The organism is Hyphomonas sp. KY3 (assembly GCF_017309975.1).
Classification (GTDB): Bacteria; Pseudomonadota; Alphaproteobacteria; order Caulobacterales; family Hyphomonadaceae; genus Hyphomonas.
This window is the reverse complement of the sequence record NZ_CP022271.1, coordinates 2,064,898-2,085,583: the sequence shown is the minus strand read 5'-3', so window position 1 is coordinate 2,085,583 and position 20,686 is coordinate 2,064,898. Positions and strand designations below refer to the sequence as shown.

Genomic DNA, 20,686 nt, shown 5'->3' with positions numbered 1-20,686 from the left:
TATGTTCACTTATGTTCTACATGTGTTCATGCTTCGGGTCAATTCGTGCCAGCTACCCTCATTTGTGTAACGCTTTTGTGGCGGTTTATGCCCATTTTCATAAGACTTTCCCCGATAAGAAAGCGCCGGGCGCCTGTTTCGCGCAATCTTTTGATATGTTCGGGCGATGAGACGCCACTTTCGGAAATCAGCACCTTCTCAGCCGGGACCAGCGGCGCGAGGCGCTCGGTTGTGGCCAGATCGGTGACCATGCGCTTCAAGTCCCGATTGTTGATGCCAATGAGCGGAGACGGCAGGTCGAGTGCGCGTGCCAGCTCTTCCTCATTGTGGGTCTCCAGCAGGACGTCCATGCCGAGGTCGAGTGCCGTATCCGTCATCTCGCTGGCCTGAGCGTCGCTGAGGCAGGCCATGATGACCAGGACGCAATCGGCGCCATGCACGCGGGATTCGATCACCTGATAGGGATCGATCATGAAATCCTTGCGCAGCATGGGCAGGCCCACAGCGGAGCGAATTTGAACGAAATCCTCCAGGCTGCCGCCAAAGCTCGGCCCATCCGTCAGGACAGAGAGGCAGGCCGCGCCACCGGATTCATATTCGCGGGCAATCTGGATAGGGTCCGCGCCCGGCAGGATGTCCCCGGCGGACGGGCTCTTGCGCTTCAGCTCGCAGATCAGTGCGTTCTCGTCGAGGCCTGCAATCATGGACATGGATTGAGCGAAGCCGCGCGGCGGGCTGGCCTCGGGCAGGCGTGCCTCCAGCGCGGCCAGCGGGGTCTCGCGTTTGGCGGCGGCGACTTCATCGACCTTGTAGGCGATGATCCGATCAAGGGCGGTGCTCATTCCGGATCCTGTCCGTTGGAGAGAGCAGCCAGGGCCCGCAAGGTTTGCCGGGCCTTGCCGCTGTCGATGGCCTCGGCGGCCATGGCGGCGCCCTGTTTGAGCGTGTCGGCCTTGCCATAAACATGCAGGCCGGCGGCTGCGTTGAGCAGCACGACATCGCGGAACGGGCCTTCCTGGCCCTCCAGCAATTCGGTGATGGCGAGCGCATTGTCTTCCACGCCTCCGCCCTCCAGGGTCGAAAGCGGGCTCGTTTCCAGTCCGGCGTCGGCAGGGGTCAGCTCGAATTCGTGTAAATCGTCGCCCGCCACTTCACAGACTTTCGTTGTGCCGGCGATGGAGATCTCGTCGATGCCGTCCAGGCCGTGCACGACCCAGGCGCGCTTGGTGCCGAGACGCGACAGGGTCTCGGCCATCGGTCGCACCCATTCGGGCGCGAATACGCCCAGAACCTGGTATTCGGCACCGGCCGGATTGCTGAGCGGGCCGAGCAGATTGAAGATGGTGCGGATGCCGAGTTTTGCGCGCACCGGCGCGACATGGCGCATGGCACTGTGATGGCTGCGCGCGAACATGAACGCGACGCCGCAGCCATTCAGGCATTCGAGGAAGGTCTCTTCGTCCATGTCGAGATTGACGCCGAGCGCTTCGAGCACGTCGGCCGAGCCGGTCTTGGGCGGCACCGAGCGATTGCCATGCTTGGCGACCCGTCCGCCCGCCGCCGCGATCACGATCGCGCTGGCGGTGGAGGTGTTCAGGCTTTTCCATGGCAGGCCGCCTGTCCCGCATGTATCGAGGACAGGCCCTTCCACATGCACCTTGCGGGCATGTTGGCGCATGATGCGCGCCCCGGCGGCGAGCTCGTCGGCGGTCTCTCCCCGCACGGTCAGGCCCATCAGGAACGCGCCGATCTCTTCGGGGGCCGCCTCGCCGGACAAGAGCTTGTCGAAAGCCCCCTCAAGCGTAGCGATGTCCAGTGGCTGGCGGCGGGCAATGGCCAGCAGGGCGGTGGTGAGACTGTCTGATGGCATAGGAAGGTCATCCGGGTCTGGTTCGCGCCTGCATAGGGTGTGTGGGGGCGTCAGATCAAGTCTGACGACGCCGCAGGGCGAGGTTTCACTGCATCCGCCACAAAGGCTTCAAGCAGGATACACGAACACGTGATCGCATTTGCAGGAAGATTGGGTTAGGTTCGCCGAACAGGGGAACTTCAAGAGAAAACTGACCTGATTGAGGAGGACATTATGAAACCCAATTTGTCGCTCGCGAGCGTTGCTGGCATGGCCTTGCTGGCCGCCTGTCAGACCGCACCGGCTGACGATATGTCAGACAACCTGACCGCCGAAGAGACGATCGAGGTGGAAAGGGTGATGGAAGCCGAAGGGTCAGTGGAAATTGACCAGTCTGCCGAAGCCGAGATGGCGGAGATGGCCGAGACAGCTGATGAGGCGATGGATGTTTCCTCGTCTGTCGCGCTTGCCGCGGCGCTCGCATCGCAGCCCGAAGACGTTCAGGCCCGCTACGAGGCGCGCAATCCGGGTGCGACACTGGAATTCTTCGGCATTGAGCCGGGTATGACGGTCGTCGAAGCCCTGCCGGGCCGTGGCTGGTACTCCAAGATCCTGCTTCCTTATCTCGGTCCTGAGGGCAAGCTGATCGGCGCGCACTATCCGGACGAGATGTGGATCCGCATCCTTCCAGGCGCTGACGAGGAACGCGTCGCGGGTATCCTGGCCCAGCTTGAAGGCTGGACCGAGACCGCAGAAGGCTGGGCCGGCGAGAATGGCGCGAAAGTCTATGACTACAAGCTGACGACCCTGCCGGACGACAAGGCCGAGAAGGCCGACGCCGCATTGTTCATTCGCGCACTGCACAATCTCTACCGGACGGAAGCAGAGCTTGGCACGTTCTCAGCTACCATTGCCGAGACGTATCGCATTCTGAAGCCAGGCGGCGTCGTCGGCGTGGTCCAGCATCGCGCGTCGGAAGACACGCCGGATGAGTGGGCCGATGGAAATGCAGGATATCTGAAGACCAGCTTCGTGGTCGAAGCTTTCGAGGCTGCCGGGTTCGAACTGGAAGAGTCGAGTGAGGTCAATGCGAACCCCGCCGACGATGCCGGTCCAGGCGACATCGTGTGGCGCCTGCCACCGAGCTTTGGGACGTCGGAAGAAGGCTCTGCAGAGCGTGCAGCTTTTGCCGAGATTGGCGAATCCGACCGGATGACGCTGCGCTTCCGCAAGCCTGAATAGACGCGTCATCATCCGTATCGGGAAGGGGCCCTGACCGGGCCCCTTTTTCATTGGGGCGCGAACCGTCTTGCGGAACCGGCTGCCCGGAAAGGCGTTGAGAGGGAAACACTGAAAGGAACTTCCCCTCCCATGACCCAACTCGCTGACAAGGACCTCACCGAAACTTTCTGGGATCGTCTTGAAGACTGCCGCACAGGCATGCTCGTGATTGATGGCCGGGCTGTGCCCATGTCCCACTATGTTGATGAGAACAAGCGCGAGCTGTGGTTCATCACCGCCAAGGGTACGTTCATGGCCGAACATGCCAACGGAACGAACGCGCACTATGTTCTGTGCAATGACAAGGAAGGGCTCTATGCCAGCCTGTCCGGTCGCCTCATGCCAGAAATCAACAAGGAGAAGCTTGATGAATACTGGAGCTTCATCGCGGCCAGCTGGTACGAAGACGGCAAACAGGATCCTGACGTCCTACTGCTGAAACTGTCGCTTGATGCCGGTGAAGTCTGGACGTCAAAAGGCGGCGCGAAGTTCTTCTACGAAATTGCCAAAGCCAATCTCACCGACGACAAGCCGGACATTGGCGAGCATTTCGAAATCAGCTTCTAGAGCTTGTCGAGCCAGTTCTTGAGCAAGGCGTGGCCGTGCTCGGTCAGGATGCTTTCCGGGTGGAATTGCACGCCGTAGATCGGCCGTGTCTTGTGGTGCAGGGCCATGACTTCGCCATCCTCGGTGAAGGCGTCGGCTACCAGAACTTCCGGCAGGTCTTCGGGCTTCACCGCGAGTGAATGGTATCGCACCACTTGATAGGTTTCGGGCAAACCTTCGAAAAGGTCCCCGCCGGTCTGGCGGATTTCTGACAGCTTGCCGTGACGGATTTCCCTGGCGGTGATGACCTCGCCGCCAAAGGCTTGCCCGATGGACTGATGGCCGAGGCAGACGCCGAGGATCGGCAGGTCTTTGGGCGCCTTCTGGATCAGCCCCACACAGATGCCGGCCTCGTTGGGAGAGCAGGGGCCGGGAGACAGGAGAATGCCGTTCGCACCGGTGGCGAGGGCTTCCTCGACCGTCATTTCATCATTGCGGACCACGCGCGTTTCCGCGCCCAGCTCTTCCAGATAATGGACGAGATTCCAGGTGAAGCTGTCATAGTTGTCGATGACGAGGATCTGCTTCTTTGGCGCGCTCATTGATCATGCTCATATGCGGCGGCCAGTTCGGCAGCGCGGCGAAGTGCGCCTGCCTTGTGGACGGTTTCATCATATTCGTATTGCGGCACGGAATCGAGCACGACGCCGCCGCCAGCCTGGATGTGCAATTGGCCATCCTTCAGCACCGCGGTGCGCAGCGCGATACAGGTGTCGAGATCGCCATTCCAGCCGAAATAGCCGACTGCGCCGCCATAGATGCCGCGGCGATGGCTTTCCATCTCGTTGATGATCTGCATGGCACGGATCTTCGGCGCGCCCGAGACGGTGCCCGCGGGGAAGCCCGCGAAGAGCGCATCCACGCTGTCGAGCCCCTCGCGCAGGTCGCCTTCGACATGACTGACGATGTGCATGACGTGGCTGTAGCGCTCGACGATGAACTGCTCGGTGACCGTCACGCTGCCATAGGCGGCGACGCGGCCGACATCGTTGCGGCCAAGGTCCAGCAACATGAGGTGCTCGGCGATCTCTTTCGGATCGTTGAGCAAGCCCTCGGCGCGGCGGGCGTCTTCCTCATCATCCCCGCTGCGCGGCCGTGTGCCGGCGATCGGGCGGATGGCGACGCGGCCATCGCGGACGCGAACGAGAATTTCCGGGCTGGAGCCGACCAGGCTGACCGCGCCGAGATTCATGTGGAACATGAAGGCCGACGGGTTCAGGCGGCGAAGCGCGCGGTAATAGCTGATCGATTGGCGCGGGAAGGGTGTGGAGAAACGTTGGCTCGGTACGACCTGAAAGATGTCCCCGGCGCGGATATAGTCCTTGCACGCTTCGACAATCCCGAAATAGCGCGCCTTGGAGGTGTTGGACTGCAGTTCCACCGGCGCGGGCGCCTGATCCTTGGGTGGAATCTGGGGCAGGCGTTCCAGCCGTGCCTCGACATCATCCAGCAGGGCGTCGATCTCGGATTCGTTGTCGGCTTCGACGCGGCCGATCAGCAGGATTTCCTGATAGATGTGATCGAACACGATGACCACGCGCGGGATGACCAGCAGGGCTTCCGGCACGTTCAGCATGTCCGGCTTTGTAATCTCCACCGGCTCGACATATTGGATCATGTCATAGCCGACATAGCCAAAGGCCCCTGAGGCCATAGGTGGCAGGTCTTCGTCGGCGCTGGCGCGGGCATCGCGGGCAAAGGCTTTCAGGGCCGCAACAGGCTCGGCATCAAGCGTCTTGGCGTCCGAGAAGTCAGCATCGCTGGCCGTCTCGGCTTTGCCATTGAGAATGCGGAACCAGCGGTCAGGTTCAAGCCCGATGAAGGAATATCGCCCGAGGCGTTCGCCACCTGCAATCGACTCGAACAGGAAGCTGCCGGGCGTTTCCGCGCCCAGCTTCAGCATGGCGGCAACCGGGGTTTCTATGTCCCCGATTCGCCGACGGACAATCAGTCTGGCATTGCTCATTGGTCTGACGTGATAGTGGCCTTGTAGGCTCTGAGCGTGCCCTGATTGGTGCGTAGCTTCATGGTGGCCGCGATCTCGGCTTCCATCGCCTGATCAAGATCGGTCTGCAGAGAGGTCAGCAGGCTGGAATTGGCCAATGGGGCCAGTTCCGACATGTCCGCCTCGCTCGGTGGTGTGATGTCGGTGATCTGCATCACCATGACTGCATCACCCGTCCGGCTCGGGAAGGTGAAGACATCGCCTTCCTTGCCGCTGAAGACGGAATTGACTGCCGCATTTGGCAGGCCGGAATCGGCAGCCGTGCGCCGTGTGATCGGCGCGAGGGGTGTTTCGACCACTTCGTTGGCAGCGCGCGCTTCAGCTTCCAGTGTGCTCTCGCCAGACTTGATCCGGTCGGTCAGATCATCCAGCGCGGCCTGTACGCCGTTGGCTTCACGCTGGCGAACAAGACCGGTGCGCACATCCTCACGCAATTCCTCAAATTCCGGCGTGTAGCTTTCAAGCACTTTGTGGGGGGATGTGAGATAGGTCGCTTCGCCAATATCGATGCGGTTGCTGGTTTCACCGACCGGGATTTCGAACGCCTGCTGGAAAGCTTCTCCGGCGCTGATCAGGCCCATGAGTGCCACGCCTTCACGGGTGCGGCCAGACTGGTCAACGGGCGCGAACGTGATGAGCGGCACGCCGACTTCCTCGGCGATCTGACCGATCGGGTAGCCAGCGCCAATTGCGCGATCCAGCGCTTCCATTTTCTCAAACAGGAGGACGGCTGCGCGTTCGCGGGAGAGTTGGTCGCGGATCTCGCCTTCAACCTGTTCCAGGGGAAAGACTGCGCCGGGCTGGACCGAGACGAGCCGCGCCACGAGCCATTGGTCGCCGCGCTCAGCCGGGCCAAACAGGGCGCCGCTTTGCTTGCCGGCCCCGAACATGGCTTCTGCGAGCAGAGGATCGGACACGCTTTCACGGCGGCCGGTGCGGGTTTCGCGCGAGGCGACGCCTTCTACGCTTGCCGGGTCTGCGCCTGCGGCGAGCAGGCCAAAGGCCGTGCGGGCCGCTTCGCGGCTGGAGAACATGAGCTCGACATAGGTGCGGGTGTCAGGCTCTGAGTACCGCTCCGACTTGCTGGCTTCATAGACGGTGGCCACTTCCTGATCAGTCACGGTGACCTCTGACAGGAAGTCTTCGGCAGACATGCGCAGCACATCAATCATCCGACGCTCAGGCTGTTTCAGCGCTTCGAGATTTTCATCATAATAGGCGCGGATTTCGTCTTCCGTGGGCGCGTCAGGCTCTGGCAGGCTGCTCGTGTCGAGAATGAACCAGCCGACATTGCGCGCTTCGCCAATATAGCGCGCTTGCAATCCGGAAAGCGTTTTCGGCGGAAAGATCGCGGCGCCGGCTGCGTCGCGCAGCGCTTTCATCGTCAGATCGTCAGACAATTGCTGTTCATAGTCAGCCTGGGTGATACGGCTGCGATAGAGGACATCGCGATAGGTATCGAGGTCGAGCGCGCCGGTCAGTGGGTTCTTGAAGGCGTCGATGTTCTTCAGTTCTTCCACAACGGCATCGGTGGAGGGATGGACGCCGATGGAGTCGGCATAGCCGAGCAAGGTGAGCTTGGCGGCTTCGAGCTGGAAGACCTGGTCGATGACACCCTGTTCCAGCAATTCCGGCTTGGTAACGGGCTCTTCGGAGTCCGCATTGATGTTCCGGATGACGCTCTCAACGCGGCGATCGAAGGTGACGGCATCAAAGCCCCGGCTGCCCGCGGCGGCCATGTTGGAGCCGATTCCGCCCCGCAGCTGAGCGAACATCTGGTCAACACCCCAGAACGCCATCCCCGCAATGATGATCATGACAATAATCTTCCCGACGAAGGAATTCATCAGGCTTTTCATCAAGGCTAGCATATCGGCAGCGTCTTTCTGGCAGGTTGAGCGGTGGTCCAGTGCTTGCTAGGCGACCCCGTTAGGTCTTTCAAGATAGGGATAGCTTATGACCAGAACACTTATCGCCGGGAATTGGAAGATGAACGGCCTCAAGTCCAGCCTTGGGGAAATCCGAGATGCGGCTGCAGGCGTGGGTCAGGGCAAGGCCGGGGTCGAGGCGCTGTTGTGCGTACCGGCAACCCTTCTGACCCTTGCGGCAGAGGCCGCGCACGGCTCAGCGCTGCGGGTCGGTGGCGAAACCTGCCATGCGGCCGAAAGCGGCGCGCATACTGGTGATGTGTCGGCAGAAATGCTGGCAGACGCGGGCGCAACCCATGTCATTGTTGGCCATTCAGAGCGCCGGACAGACCATGCGGAGAGCAATGAAATCGTGGCCGCGCAAGCCGCAGCCGCCCTGCGCGCGAGTCTGACGCCGATCATTTGCATTGGCGAAAGCCTCGACCAGCGCAAGGCGGGTGAGACGCTGGAATTCGTGGCCAGCCAGATCGCAGGCTCGATTCCGGACGGGGCCGCGGCTGAACAGATTGTGATTGCATATGAGCCAATCTGGGCCATCGGTACGGGCGAAGTTGCCACGCCAGATCAGATTGATGAAGTTCATACCGCGATCCGCACGCGCCTTGCAGAACGATTCGGTGCTGAGGCCGCAGACCTCATTCCGCTGCTCTATGGCGGCAGCATGAAGCCGGGAAATGCGGCTGAAATCCTTGCGGTCAAGGATGTGAATGGCGGTCTAATTGGGGGGGCAAGCTTGAAGGCGGCGGATTTCCTCGCCATTTACGGTCAAGCAAAGTAATCAAAGACTGAACCCGAAGGCTTGGCGTCTGTCCCCAATGGGGATATGCGGGCCGCTTGAATTTTACTGGAAACGCACCAGCCATGCAGAACGTCATCCTTGTAGTCCACATCCTCGCCTGTCTTATCGTGACAGGACTGGTCCTAATCCAGAAATCCGAAGGCGGCGGCCTCGGTATTGGTGGTGGCGGCGGGGGCGGCGCGGGATCGCTCATGTCCGGTCGTGGCGCTGCAGGCGCCCTGGTGCGTTCCACGATCATGTTTGCCGGTATCTTCTTCGTGACCAGCCTGGCGCTGACCACACTGGCCAATCGCAACACCGACACACGCACCAATGTCGAGCGCGCACTTGGCGCTGACGAAGATGGCGCATCCGGCCCGGTTGACCTGCTGGATCCAACCGCGCCGCTGCTGGAGGGCCAGGACGGCCTGTCCACGCCCGCGCCGGAAGCGGCTGAGCCGGGTGTCCTGATCGATCCTACGGCAGACATGCCACCCGCCGATATCGAGGCTGATCCTGTGCCGGAAACCGAGCCGGAAACAGGTAATCCCCAGTAATTGCGCCGCGCAGGTGTTTTCCCTGCGTCCCATTTGTCCGAATCACGGCATCAGGGTGATCCCATGATCCGCTATATTTTCATTACAGGCGGCGTGGTGTCCTCCCTTGGCAAGGGTATCGCTTCCGCCGCACTCGGTGCGTTGCTTCAGGCGCGTGGCTACAAGGTCCGTCTGCGCAAGCTCGATCCGTATCTCAATGTCGATCCCGGCACGATGAGCCCCCGCCAACATGGCGAGGTCTATGTCACCGATGACGGCGCAGAGACCGATCTGGACCTTGGCCATTATGAGCGCTTCACCGGCGTCTCGGCACGCCAGTCCGACAATATCACGACGGGGCGGATCTATAGCCGCATCATCGAGAAGGAACGGCGCGGGGATTATCTCGGCGCGACGATCCAGGTGATTCCGCACGTCACAAACGAGATCAAGGATTTCGTCCTGTCCGATCCGGGCGAAGATGTGGAATTCGTGCTCTGCGAAATCGGCGGCACGGTCGGAGATATTGAGGGCCTGCCATTTTTCGAGGCGATCCGTCAGCTCGGCCAGGAACTCGGGCCGGAGCGCGCCTGCTTCATCCATCTGACACTGCTGCCCTATATTCCGGCGGCGGGCGAGATGAAGACCAAGCCGACCCAGCACTCGGTGAAGGAGCTGCGCTCGATCGGTATTCAGCCCGATGTGCTACTCTGCCGGTGTGACCGGCCGATTCCGGAGACCGAGAAGGGCAAGATTGCCAGCTTCTGTAATGTGCGCCTCTCCAGCGTGATCGAAGCGCGCGATGTGGGCCATATCTATGATGTGCCGGGCGCTTATCATGCCGAGGGGCTCGACAAGGAAGTCCTGTCGCATTTCCGCATCGAAGACGCTCCGGAGCCGGACCTGTCCGGCTGGAGCGAGATTGCGCACACGACGCATCATCCGGACGGCAATGTCTGTATCGGCCTCGTCGGAAAATACACCGATGTGCCGGACGCCTACAAATCCGTTGCCGAGGCGCTGACGCATGGCGGCCTTGCCAACAAGGTGAAGGTCGATATCCGCCTGATCAATTCCGAAGAATTCGATGATGAGCATCGGCCGCTGGACATTCTGGAAGGCGTGCATGGAATCATCCTGCCGGGCGGCTTTGGCGAGCGCGGCGCACATGGCAAGATGCGCGCGGCAAGGTTTGCCCGCGAGCGCAACGTGCCGTGCTTCGGTATTTGCTATGGCATGCAGATGTCGGTGATCGAGGCGGCCCGCAACATGGCCGGTATCGAGGACGCGAACACGACCGAGAATGACCCGGACACGTCTGCACCGCTGGTCGGCCTGATGGAAGAGTGGACCAAGGGCAACGAAAAGGTCCAGCGCGACGCCAATACCGACAAGGGCGGCACGATGCGCCTCGGCGCGTATCCGGCCCGCCTGACGCCGGGCAGCAAGGTCGCCGAAATCTATGGCACGCTCGATATCTCCGAACGCCACCGTCACCGCTATGAGGTGAATGCCGGTTACATCAAGGCGCTGGAAAAGGCCGGCGGGCTGTTCTCCGGCCTGTCGCCAGACGGCAAGCTGCCGGAGATTTTCGAGCTTCCGGAGCACCCCTGGTTCATCGGCGTGCAGTATCACCCAGAGCTGAAGTCCCGTCCGTTCGAGCCGCACCCGCTGTTTGCAAGCTTCATCGGCGCGGCGGTCAAGCAAAGCCGACTGGTTTAGGATCCTTCCGTCAAGATCCGTCACCCTCGACCGCGAAGCGGTCGGAGGGCCCATCTCTGGTTTTGCCTCATGCACTAGCGGCCCGGTTCCGAGATGGGCACCCAGATGAGCTGCGCTCATCGGGTGTGACGCGGAGGGGGCGACCAGCACTTTTATCCGGCGCGGAAGATTCCGGCCGGGTGCGTGTCTCCAAAAACAATCCGCCTCAGGACGAATTGAAGTGGGGTTGCACGGCGTGCGTTTCAGCCTCGATCAGTTGGGCTGTCTCGTATTGCAGGCGCGTCAGAGGGCCGTGCCGGAATAGGCGCTTGCCGGATTTGGCGATCAGTTGTCTGGCTTCGCCAAGGCAGCGGCGGATCTTTTCGATATAGAGATCGCGATGATCCATCGCATGGTCGAGGGCCATCAGCCGGCGGACGAGGCGTTTGGCGGGCAGGATGTCGCTCGGGAGTTTATCGTATTCATGGATATCTGGGACGTCGTCCGTATCAAGAAAGCGGATGCGTGGGCCTGTCTTGAATGTCGGCCTGGGCGGCTTTGCATCCGGGCGATGAGCGCGGGTCTCGAACAGACGGAAAGCTGGCTGGGATGTGCGGGCGAAATGCTGCGTGGTTTCTCGCGGGCGCGCCGGACCTGAACTGGCTGTCTCTCGTGGGAATACAGGCAACGCACCCAGTTCGGCCGCGCAGAGATAGAGACAGTGGCGCAGCGCCGGTTCGGCCTGGGCCAGGAAGCGCGACAGGCGCGAAATCGCGTGACGCGGCAGGAGCGGCGTATGCGGCGTCAGGCCGAGCCGCTCGCGCAACTGGATCACGCCGAGGCTGATGACATTCAGCATCAGCCAGACGGCGGAGCGGATTTCCTGTGGAGGTAAATAGCGCAGTTCGGACATGAGCTGAGCATCCGGGGTGGGGGTGCCGGTCGGAGTGATCTTTCAACAGTCTTTGATTTTATTGGAGAATTCTGCGGGGCTTGCGGGACTACCGAGCCCGTATCATCGGCATGCGCCGAAAGGCGGATGTGGTTCTAAGGCTTGGACACCTGGAACTGGCCGACATTGATGCGGCCGTCAGTGAAGCCGGCATCGCAATAGGACAGGTAGAAGTTCCACATGCGGCGGAAGGGCTCATCGAAGTCCAGCTTGGCGATCGTGTCCCAGTTGGCATTGAAATCGCGCGCCCATTCGCGGCAGGTGCGGGCATAGTCCTGACCGAAATAGGTGACGCCGTCATGGCGCAGGCCCGCCGTGTGGAACTGTTCCTTCAGAGCGGTCTCGCTGGGCAGCATGCCGCCCGGAAATATGTGGCGCTGGATGAAGTCGACGCGCTTGCGGTAGCGCGGGAACAGTTCGTCATCGATGGTGATGATCTGGAGCGCGGCGCGGCCGCCCTGTTTCAGACTTTCGAAGATTTTCGCGAAATAGCTCGGCCAGTAGGATTCCCCGACCGCTTCGAACATCTCGATGGAGGCGACGCCATCATATTGGCCCTGATGGTCGCGATAGTCTTCGAGGCGGATCTCTACACGTTCACTGAGGCCCTGTTTCTGCATCCGCTGCATGGCGAAATCACGCTGGGATGGCGAGATGGTCAAGCACGTGACTTTCGAGCCGCGTTGCTTGGCGGCATATTCGGCAAAGCCGCCCCAGCCGCAGCCGATTTCCAGGATTTCCGACGAGGGCCCGGCACTGATCCGGTCACAGATGTTCCGGTACTTGTTCTGTTGGCCCTGTTCGAGGCTCATGTTCGGGCTGTCGAAGATGGCTGAGGAATAGGTCATCGAAGGGTCCAGCCAGAGACTGTAGAAATCATTGCCCAGATCATAATGGGCCATGATGTTCTTCTTCGCGCCCTCCCGGGAATTGCGGTTGAAGATGTGGCGGACCATGTTGACCCAGCGCACCACTGCGCCGCCCACGGCAAGTTTGCCGATATTGTCGAAATTGGCAGAGAAGAAGCGCAGCACTTCGGTCAAGTCAGGCGTTGACCATTCGCCATCCATGTAAGCCTCGGCAAAGCCGACATCGCCGCCAGCCATGGCGCGTTTCACGAAATTATAATCGTGGACAATGATGGTGGCATGAGGACCGGTATCGTCATGCCTATATTCGAGCACGCGTTCGCCGGGCAAGACAAGGGACACGCTGCCCTTCTGGGTATTGAGCAGCGCGAAGGCGGCCAGACGAAAGCTTGTCGGAACGTCTTTCAGGTTCCGAATGGTCTGGGTGCTGGCTTTGATGACCTCGGTCATGCGGCATCCTTCCGCTTATCAGCATTACGTATTTGTTGGGATAACGCAATTGTTGTGCCGGTTTCCGGAGGGGCGGGCTTTGGGCGATAGGCGGCGCCGCGTATCCACACTTTGAGGGCCTGCCAGTGGATTCCGAGGGTCACGCCGAGCGTGGAGAGCGGATTGGTGACTGCGAGTTTCAGCAAGTTTGCGCTGGTGGCAGGCATCCGCCGGGCGGTGATGTTTGCCATATGAAGGCGCTTTTCATGTCTCAGGCTTTCCACGACCACTCCCAATTTGTCTTCCGGCGAACGCAGGGTGAAGCGGTAGGTTCCGGTGACGTCGAAGAAGGGGGATACGTGGAAAGACTTTGGCGCACTGTGCGCGTTGCGGCCCGGATTGACGGCGGCGACGTAACGATGGGTCTCGCCGAATGTGTTGTTCACTTCATAGATGATCCCGCGCAGGTCGCCGTCCGGGCCGTAGCCATACCAGAGCGAGAGGGGCGCAAATTTGTAGAACAGGTGGCGCGGGAAGGTGACGAGGCGGATGGCGCCGCCGTCCAGTGTAATGCCTGCCTTGGCAAGTTCGGATTCGGCCCAGGGACGTAGCGGTGCGTCTTTCTGCTTGGGGCCGTGGTCTTCGGTGCGGAAGGCGAACAGGCCGGGCGCGTTGACGCTGAACAGGGCTGAGCTGGCCGCGGCCTCGTCCAACCGGTCGATGTCGAGATCAATCAGGACGAGATCATATGCAAACCGCCGCTCGAATGGCTGATAGCGCACATGGACAGTCTGGCCTTTCCAGAGGCTCAGTGCGGGCTGGGGATGCGCATTGGTCAAATAGACACCTCGGCAGCGACTTCCACAGGGCGAAGTTTGCGTGCTGGCTGTACAATGTCCACACCTTCGGCCGTCCACGGCACGGATCCGCCAAGGGAAAGGGCGGCTGAGAGGCCGGATTTCAGGCCGTCCTCATGAAAGCCGCGGCCCATCCATGCGCCGGCGATCCAGAGACCGTTCTGACCCTGAATACGCTTCAGGCTGCGCACGGCTGCTTCGGCGGCGGCATCGAACTGCGGATGGTCGAAATCATATTCGAGAAAGGTCAGCTCGTCGCGAGGGGGCGTGTCGGGGTTCAGTGTGATGAAGAGTGGGCGCTCATCGGGCAGGCCCTGCAGCCGGTTCATCCAATAGGTGAGGCAGATGTCGCCGCTTTCCTGTTTCAGCACGTTCCAGCTGGCCCAGGCGGCCTTGCGCGATGGCATCAGCGCCGGGTCGCGGTGGAGATAGATACGGTTTGGCCGATAGCGAACCGAGCGGAGCAGGAAGGCCTGATCGTCGAAATGTTCCTCGGTCAGGCGCAGGGCCTGGTCGGAATGGGTGGCGAGAATGACATCATCGAATATTTCGCGACGGCCATCGGTCGTCACAACCGCGATATGGTCACCAAAGGGAAAAATGCGCTCGACGCCCGAGTTGAGGCGAACCCGGTCGCCGAGCGCGTCCGCAACAGTGCGGACATAGTTTTCACTGCCACCGGTGACGGTACGCCATTTCGGGCGTTCCTTGTGCATGAGGCGGTGATTGTCGAAGAACTGGAAGAAGCTCATGGCGGGGTAGTCGAGCATCTTGTCTTCGCAGGTGGACCAGATGGCGGCCCCCATGGGCAGAATATAGTTCGTGCGGAAATCTGTATCGAACTCATGGCGGTCGAGCCATGCGCCCAGAGTTGTATCCGTAATCGTGCCATCGGCGAGTTCGGCGCGCGCAATGTCGTTGAAGCGGAGGATGGTGCGCCAGAAGCGATGGAATTTCGGGCTCAGGAGATTGCGACGCTGGGCAAAGATGCCTTTCAGTGTGGACGCCCACTCCCAGCCTTTCGGATCAGAGACCGCAAAGCTCATGTCGGACGCTTGTGTTTCGACACCAAGTGCATCGAAGAAGCCGATCAGGTTCGGATAGTTGAGTGCATTATAAACGATGAAGCCGAGATCGACCTTCGTTTCGTGGCCGTCATAGTCGAACGCATGCGTGCATGCGTGCCCCCCGGCCCGGCCTGATTGTTCGTAAAGTGTTACGTGTGCGGAATTGCGCAGCGCCCATGCAGCGCCGAGGCCGGATATTCCAGATCCAATAATGGCGATGCGTTTCATGCGGCGTCTCGCTTTTCTTTCAATGTATCATATGCGTCGAGTGCGCGCTGGCGAGCGCCGGAATGGTCGACTATGGGTTTCGGATAGGTCTTGCCGAGCTGGATGCCGGACTTGTTCAGAATCTCTTCGCTGGCTTCCCATGGGGCGTGCAGGTACTTGTCTGGCAGGTCCTTCAGTTCCGGGCAGAAGCGCCGCACATAGGCGCCGGTCTCGTCGAACTTGCTGCCCTGGCTGATCGGGTTGAAGACCCGGAAATAGGGCGCCGCATCGGCACCGGAGCCTGCAGTCCATTGCCAACTGGCGGCATTGTTGGCCGGGTCAGCATCGACCAGCGTGTCCCAGAACCATGCTTCGCCGTCCTGCCAGGGCAGGAGAAGGTGCTTGGTCAGGAAGGAGGCGACAATCATCCGTACCCGGTTGTGCATCCAGCCGGTCTGCCAGAGCTGGCGCATTCCGGCGTCGACCATCGGATAGCCGGTCTGGCCCTTGGCCCAGGCGTCAAAGGCATTCTTGTCTTTTCGCCACGGCATGAACTCGAATGAGTCATTATAGTTTTCGGAGGCGAGCGCCGGATTGTAAAACAGGAGAGTATGGGAAAATTCCCGCCAGCCAATTTCTGACAGGAAGGTGTGACCATCCTTTTCCGGGAGCGTGCCGGCTTCTATACCAGCATGGACAGCGCGCCATATCTGCAGTGGTCCGATCTCGCCGAAACGGAGATGTGGGGAGAGACCGGACGTGGACATGTCTAGGTCCGGGCGGTTGCGATCTTCCTTGTAGCCATTGATTGGCCCATCAAGGAAATCGGTCAGGCGGGCAATCGCGCCGTCCTCGCCGGGGGTCCAGTCATCAAAGCCTGTAGACCAGTCGGGGTTCGACGGGTGGAGGCCCCAATCATCGAGGGATTCGCTTTCGGGTTTGGGGCCGCTCAGCGTTTTGTGGCGGCCATACGTGTCGCGCGCGACGAAGTTATTGCGGGCCGCGCGCCAGTAAGGAGTGAACACCTTGTAGTAGCCACCCGCATTGGTCTCGACCTGCCACGGCTCGTTCAGCAGCCGCGCATTGTAGCTGGAGACATCCAGGCCCCGCTGGGCCAGGTCTTCCTTGATTGCGGCATCCAGATCGCGTTCGGGCTGGTCATAGCGGCGATTCCAGAAAATGGTCTCTGCGCCGGTCTCTTCGATGACGGTGTCGAGCACATCGGCGGATTGCCCGGAGCGAAGGGTCAGCTGGGCGCCCGCCTGTTTGATATCAGCGGCAAGCGCGCGCAGGGATTTGTCCAGCCACCATTTCGAGGCGCCGCCGAGGGGCCGCGGGCCTTTGGTCTGCTCGTCCAGTATATAGAGCAAGACGAGGGGCCTGCCGGACGAGACGGCGGCATGCAGGGCTGGATTGTCGGAAAGGCGCAGGTCTTCGCGGAACCAGACGATGGCAGGCGCAGATTGTGACACAAGACCTCCGGGCAGGGTTGAACAGTTTACAAAGCCTCTACGCGCGAGTTCGCGGAATGGATCATGCGGGGCTGAGCCTTGGTCTTCCGCGCCTGCAATTGGGGCGGTATACCCTTTCGATGTTCAAAAGAATCATACGCCCCAGCGGAGTGTAACCGAAATGTCAGGCACACATCTTCCGGGTCTCATCCACGCCGCTGCGGGCAAGCGTGTTGTCTGTGTTGGCGATGTCATGCTGGACCGGTTTATCTATGGCGGCGTCACCCGCATATCCCCCGAAGCGCCTGTGCCGATCATGCGGCGCACCCGCGAAGCGGCGATGCCGGGCGGTGCGGGCAATGTGGCACGAAACCTTGCTTCGCTCGGCTTGTCGGTCTCGCTTATCGGGGTTGTCGGGGATGATGGCGAAGGCCGGGAACTGGCGGCGCTGCTGGGAGACATTGAGGGCGTTCATGCCGATTTGATCGCCATGCGCGACCGGTCAACCACGCTGAAGACGCGCTTTGTCGCCGGGGGACAGCAATTGCTGCGCGTGGACGCGGAAGATACCAGCCCCATCGGGCCGAGCCCGGAAGCCGAGCTGATTGCCTCCATTGCCGACGAGGCGAATGAAGCAAGCGTGATCATCCTGTCCGATTATGCCAAGGGCGCGGTGACGGATGGCGTCATTGCAGCTGCGCTGGCGGCTGGAAACCAATATGGCATTCCGGTGATTGCCGATCCGAAAGGCCGCGATTTCACGCGCTATGGCGCGGTGGACTTGCTCAAGCCGAATGCCAGCGAGTTGGCCGCAGCCATGGGGCTGAGGGTGGAAACGGATCAGGATGTCGGTGAGGCCCTGACGGCTGCGCAGACCTTGCTGATGGCGAAATCCATTGTCGTGACGCGGGCCGCAAAGGGCATGTCCTATGCCATCGAGGGCGAGCCGGCCGTGCATCTGAGCGGTCAGGCGCGCGAAGTGTATGACGTGTCGGGCGCGGGCGATACGAGCATTGCGGCGCTGGCGCTGGGCCTGGCAGGCGGCGGCTCGGTGGCGGATGCGGTCAGCCTGGCGATCACGGCGTCCGGGATTGCCGTCGGCAAGGCGGGCACGGCTACGGTCTCTGCGGATGAGATGATCACGGCGTTGCAGATGGGGCTGCGCAATGGTGGCGTCAGCTATCTGACCCTCGACGCAGCCAGGGCACAGGTCGCTTCCTGGCGGGATTCCGGGCTGACCGTCGGCTTCACAAATGGCTGTTTCGACATCCTTCATCCGGGGCATTTGCGGGTTTTGGAAGAGGCCAAGTCGCGCTGTGGCCGTCTGGTGGTTGGCCTGAACTCGGATGCGTCCGTATCGCGCCTGAAAGGACCGACGCGGCCGGTCAATGACGCTGACTCCCGCGCGCGGGTCTTGTCGGGCCTGATGGCCGTGGATGCGGTGGTTGTTTTCGAGGAAGACACACCCGGCGCGCTGATCGAGGCGTTGCAGCCGGACTTGCTGGTCAAGGGCGGGGATTATTCCATCGATACGATCGTTGGCGCTGACACAGTGCAGGCACGCGGCGGAACGGTTCATATCGTGCCGTTGGTGGATGGACAGTCGACCACGGCGGCGATTGCTCGGGCGCAGTCCAAGACAGAATGAGCCCGGCTGCGCAAACAGCCGCCCAATTGCTCAAACAATATGGCGAAGACGCAGAAGTGATTGCCACGCTGCGTGCAGCGGAAGTGGCCGCGCAGGGTGACGTCGAGGCATTGGCGCACTGGGACGCGGTGATCGCCTGCCTGACGGGTGAAGCTCCTGAAGGGCTGCCGAACTAGCGCGTCAGTTGGCGACGCCCTTTTTGAGCTCATAGCGCCCGCGTCCGGTTTCGTTGAACCATTCCTGGATGTCCGGATGGCTGAGCGGTGTGTCGGAATCGTCAATCACCAGGTTCTGTTCCGAGACATAGGCGACGTAATGTGTGCGCTCGTTCTCGGCGAACAAATGATAGAAGGGCTGGTCTTTTGACGGACGCACTTCTTCAGGAATGGATTCATACCATTCATCAGTGTTGGCGAAGACGGGGTCGACATCGAAAATGATGCCGCGAAACGGGAAGTGGCGGTGGCGCACAACCTGGCCGATCTGGAACTTTGCGAGCAGGGGGGTGATGTCGTTATAGCGCTGGTCACGGTCGAGGGGTTTGTCGAGCAGCAGCGCGTCGTCGGCAACCTTACGGCGACCGATTCCCACGCTGCCTAGCAGCTTTCCCAAGAGCGATGCGCGTCTGGTCATTTCCCACTCCTGTGATACACCATGCATCAACTGAAAAACTTGGGCCACACTATGGCTGAAAAAAAATCAGCGGTACGGCGCGGAAAACGCGGCCGACCGCGCCCAGCCAGGGCCTCGGACCTCTATGCGGCCGTGGACCTTGGAACCAATAATTGCCGCCTTCTGGTGGCCACTCCACACGGAAAAACTTTCCGTGTGGTTGATTCGCACTCCCAAATTGCCCGTTTGGGTGAGGGATTGCACGAAACCGGTCGGCTGTCCGAAGCTTCGATAGAGCGCGCGATGGATGCGCTGAATGCGATCCGCGGGAAGCTCAAGACGCATGGAGTCGGCAAGGTTCGTTGCATCGCGACCGAGGCTTGCCGAAAGGCAGAGAATGGTCCGGATTTCATCCAGAGGGTGCACGACGAGACCGGCCTGACCTTCAAGATCATTGGCGCAAAGGAAGAAGCGCGCCTTGCCAGTATCGGGTGTCATGACCTGATTGGCGATGATGCGCCGTCGGTACTGGTGGTGGATATTGGCGGCGGGTCGACGGAATTGTCGTGGCTGAATGCCGAACTGGCGCGGGCCAATGGCCTGAACGGCCTGATCCAGCGTGCCCCTATCCAGAACTGGACCAGCCTGCCGCTGGGCGTCGTGACCCTCACCGAAGCCTTTGCTCATCTGCCGGACGCAGAAGCCTATCAGGCAATGCTGGATCATGCCGGAGAAGTTATTGAAGCCTGGCAAGGCACACAGGCGATCCGTTCTGCAATGGGTTTGAGAGGGGCGCACCTGATCGGTACGTCCGGCACAGTGACCTGCTTGGCGGGCGTACATCTGAAACTCGACCGCTATCGCCGTGACAAGGTAGACGGGACGTGGATGAGCCGGACCTCGGGCGAAAAAGTGCTGAACATGCTGCGCGAAGCCGGACCGGACGGGCGGGCGGCCTTGCCGACGATTGGTGAAGAGCGCGCAGGACTGATGCTGGCGGGCTGTGCTATTCTGGACGCGCTTTGGCGGGCCTATCCGGCGGGGCGTTTGCGGGTTGGCGACCGTGGCCTGAGGGAAGGCCTGCTGCTCAGCATGATGTATGGCCAGAAGCCCGCGCGGCGTCGTCGCAGAGGCGGGCGTAAACGGCGCGAAGGCGGCAACACGCCTCAAACCCATTCGGCAGCGGAGGCCGGCAATGACGGATGATGGAAAGCGCCGCTGGAAAGGCCCCGGCAAGGAAAGCAAGAACACGTCCGGTCGCCAGATGACTGAGCGCAAGGTCACGGCGCATCGTGCGAAAAATGAAAGTTCCAAACGCTGGATCGAACGCCAGCTACAGGATCCCTATGTGCGCAAGGCCAAGGAAGAGGGCTATCGGGCCCGCGCGGCCTACAAACTACTTGAGATAAATGAAAAGCTGGACCTGCTGCGCAAGGGTCAGCGCGTTGTTGACCTGGGCTGTGCGCCCGGCGGGTGGATGCAGGTCGCGCTGAAGAAGGGCGCGCTGGAAGTGGCGGGTATCGACCTCTTGCCGGTCGAGCCGATTGAAGGCGCGCATATCATTGAAGGCGATGTGAATGAGCCGGAAGATGTGGCGGCCTTGCTGGAAGGGCTGAGTGGACCGGTTGACCTTGTCCTGTCCGACATGGCGGCGAACACGACCGGGCACAAGCAGACGGACCATTTGCGCACCGTCGCTTTGGTCGAGATGGCGGTCGCGTTCGCCATTGAACATCTCGCGCCGGGCGGCACATTCTGTTCGAAAGTGTTTCAGGGTGGCGCGACGAAGGATGTGCTGGACACGTTGAAGGCGCATTTCAAGACGGTGCGCCACATCAAACCGCCATCAAGCCGGGCCGGAAGTCCCGAAATTTTCGTGGTGGCAAAGGGATTCAAGGGTTAATTCAAGG

General features: G+C 60.9%; 20 protein-coding genes. 9 read left to right on the top strand and 11 right to left on the bottom strand.

Features of this window, described 5'->3' with window-relative positions:
• Nucleotides 1-38 precede the first annotated feature (38 nt).
• Together trpC and trpD are read right to left on the bottom strand one after the other, a co-directional pair.
• Nucleotides 39-842 carry an indole-3-glycerol phosphate synthase TrpC gene (gene trpC / locus CFA77_RS10250; RefSeq protein WP_206990608.1) on the bottom strand — a complete coding sequence of 268 codons (804 nt, stop codon included), beginning with the start codon at nucleotides 840-842 and terminating at the stop codon, nucleotides 39-41.
• On the bottom strand, nucleotides 839-1,870 hold the full coding sequence (gene trpD / locus CFA77_RS10245; protein ID WP_206990607.1) for an anthranilate phosphoribosyltransferase: 1,032 nt from the start codon (nucleotides 1,868-1,870) through the stop codon (nucleotides 839-841). Before trpD ends, trpC begins: the two co-directional genes overlap by 4 nt.
• Before the next feature lie 213 nt (nucleotides 1,871-2,083).
• Here trpD and CFA77_RS10240 point away from each other — a divergent pair, with 213 nt between their 5' ends.
• Together CFA77_RS10240 and CFA77_RS10235 are read left to right on the top strand one after the other, a co-directional pair.
• Nucleotides 2,084-3,091: a class I SAM-dependent methyltransferase gene (locus CFA77_RS10240; RefSeq protein WP_206990606.1), complete on the top strand. Its 1,008-nt coding sequence runs from the start codon at nucleotides 2,084-2,086 to the stop codon at nucleotides 3,089-3,091.
• 129 nt (nucleotides 3,092-3,220) lie between these two features.
• Nucleotides 3,221-3,697, top strand: a complete 477-nt coding sequence (locus CFA77_RS10235; RefSeq protein WP_206990605.1) for a pyridoxamine 5'-phosphate oxidase family protein — start codon at nucleotides 3,221-3,223, stop codon at nucleotides 3,695-3,697.
• Here the strand turns inward: CFA77_RS10235 and CFA77_RS10230 are convergent.
• From CFA77_RS10230 to CFA77_RS10220, 3 genes are read right to left on the bottom strand one after another with little or no spacing between them, the layout of a single operon-like run.
• Nucleotides 3,694-4,278 carry an aminodeoxychorismate/anthranilate synthase component II gene (locus CFA77_RS10230; RefSeq protein WP_206990604.1) on the bottom strand — a complete coding sequence of 195 codons (585 nt, stop codon included), beginning with the start codon at nucleotides 4,276-4,278 and terminating at the stop codon, nucleotides 3,694-3,696. The genes CFA77_RS10235 and CFA77_RS10230 overlap by 4 nt on opposite strands.
• On the bottom strand, nucleotides 4,275-5,702 hold the full coding sequence (gene trpE / locus CFA77_RS10225; protein ID WP_206990603.1) for an anthranilate synthase component I: 1,428 nt from the start codon (nucleotides 5,700-5,702) through the stop codon (nucleotides 4,275-4,277). The genes CFA77_RS10230 and trpE overlap by 4 nt, the downstream gene beginning before the upstream one ends.
• Complete coding sequence (locus CFA77_RS10220) at nucleotides 5,699-7,600, bottom strand: peptidylprolyl isomerase (RefSeq protein ID WP_206990602.1); 1,902 nt, start codon at nucleotides 7,598-7,600, stop codon at nucleotides 5,699-5,701. Before CFA77_RS10220 ends, trpE begins: the two co-directional genes overlap by 4 nt.
• A gap of 97 nt (nucleotides 7,601-7,697) precedes the next feature.
• Between CFA77_RS10220 and tpiA the strand changes: the two genes are divergently transcribed.
• From tpiA to CFA77_RS10205, 3 genes are all read left to right on the top strand, one after another.
• Entirely contained in the window at nucleotides 7,698-8,447 is a 750-nt protein-coding gene (gene tpiA, locus CFA77_RS10215; RefSeq protein WP_206990601.1) for a triose-phosphate isomerase, read from the top strand.
• Between the two features lie 83 nt (nucleotides 8,448-8,530).
• Complete coding sequence (gene secG, locus CFA77_RS10210) at nucleotides 8,531-9,004, top strand: preprotein translocase subunit SecG (RefSeq protein WP_206990600.1); 474 nt, start codon at nucleotides 8,531-8,533, stop codon at nucleotides 9,002-9,004.
• Nucleotides 9,005-9,067: 63 nt separating this feature from the next.
• Nucleotides 9,068-10,705 carry a CTP synthase gene (locus CFA77_RS10205; RefSeq protein ID WP_034815501.1) on the top strand — a complete coding sequence of 546 codons (1,638 nt, stop codon included), beginning with the start codon at nucleotides 9,068-9,070 and terminating at the stop codon, nucleotides 10,703-10,705.
• 205 nt (nucleotides 10,706-10,910) lie between these two features.
• Here the strand turns inward: CFA77_RS10205 and CFA77_RS10200 are convergent, their stop codons facing one another.
• The 5 genes from CFA77_RS10200 to CFA77_RS10180 all read right to left on the bottom strand — a co-directional run bounded on the left by CFA77_RS10200 (nucleotide 10,911) and on the right by CFA77_RS10180 (nucleotide 16,537).
• Nucleotides 10,911-11,597 (bottom strand): hypothetical protein, encoded by a 687-nt coding sequence (locus CFA77_RS10200; RefSeq protein WP_206990599.1) that lies wholly within the window; start codon nucleotides 11,595-11,597, stop codon nucleotides 10,911-10,913.
• Nucleotides 11,598-11,731: 134 nt separating this feature from the next.
• Nucleotides 11,732-12,955, bottom strand: a complete 1,224-nt coding sequence (locus CFA77_RS10195) for a cyclopropane-fatty-acyl-phospholipid synthase family protein (RefSeq protein ID WP_206990598.1) — start codon at nucleotides 12,953-12,955, stop codon at nucleotides 11,732-11,734.
• Entirely contained in the window at nucleotides 12,952-13,773 is an 822-nt protein-coding gene (locus tag CFA77_RS10190) for a DUF1365 domain-containing protein (RefSeq protein ID WP_206990597.1), read from the bottom strand. Before CFA77_RS10190 ends, CFA77_RS10195 begins: the two co-directional genes overlap by 4 nt.
• A complete protein-coding gene (locus tag CFA77_RS10185) occupies nucleotides 13,770-15,086 on the bottom strand; it encodes an NAD(P)/FAD-dependent oxidoreductase (RefSeq protein ID WP_206990596.1) in 1,317 nt (438 codons plus the stop codon). The genes CFA77_RS10190 and CFA77_RS10185 overlap by 4 nt, the downstream gene beginning before the upstream one ends.
• Nucleotides 15,083-16,537 carry a deoxyribodipyrimidine photo-lyase gene (locus tag CFA77_RS10180; protein ID WP_206990595.1) on the bottom strand — a complete coding sequence of 485 codons (1,455 nt, stop codon included), beginning with the start codon at nucleotides 16,535-16,537 and terminating at the stop codon, nucleotides 15,083-15,085. Before CFA77_RS10180 ends, CFA77_RS10185 begins: the two co-directional genes overlap by 4 nt.
• 160 nt (nucleotides 16,538-16,697) lie before the next feature.
• Between CFA77_RS10180 and rfaE2 the strand changes: the two genes are divergently transcribed.
• On the top strand, nucleotides 16,698-18,164 hold the full coding sequence (gene rfaE2 / locus CFA77_RS10175; protein ID WP_206990594.1) for a D-glycero-beta-D-manno-heptose 1-phosphate adenylyltransferase: 1,467 nt from the start codon (nucleotides 16,698-16,700) through the stop codon (nucleotides 18,162-18,164).
• Nucleotides 18,161-18,340, top strand: coding sequence for a hypothetical protein (locus CFA77_RS10170; protein WP_206990593.1), 180 nt, complete (start codon nucleotides 18,161-18,163; stop codon nucleotides 18,338-18,340). Before rfaE2 ends, CFA77_RS10170 begins: the two co-directional genes overlap by 4 nt.
• Before the next feature lie 4 nt (nucleotides 18,341-18,344).
• On the opposite strand, the gene hspQ is transcribed toward CFA77_RS10170, so the two are convergent.
• Nucleotides 18,345-18,674, bottom strand: a complete 330-nt coding sequence (gene hspQ / locus CFA77_RS10165) for a heat shock protein HspQ (protein WP_349677876.1) — start codon at nucleotides 18,672-18,674, stop codon at nucleotides 18,345-18,347.
• 144 nt (nucleotides 18,675-18,818) lie between these two features.
• Between hspQ and CFA77_RS10160 the strand changes: the two genes are divergently transcribed.
• Together CFA77_RS10160 and CFA77_RS10155 are read left to right on the top strand one after the other, a co-directional pair.
• Nucleotides 18,819-19,982, top strand: a complete 1,164-nt coding sequence (locus CFA77_RS10160) for a Ppx/GppA phosphatase family protein (protein ID WP_339798088.1) — start codon at nucleotides 18,819-18,821, stop codon at nucleotides 19,980-19,982.
• A complete protein-coding gene (locus CFA77_RS10155; protein ID WP_034815489.1) occupies nucleotides 19,972-20,679 on the top strand; it encodes an RlmE family RNA methyltransferase in 708 nt (235 codons plus the stop codon). Before CFA77_RS10160 ends, CFA77_RS10155 begins: the two co-directional genes overlap by 11 nt.
• The last annotated feature ends 7 nt before the right edge of the window (nucleotides 20,680-20,686 follow it).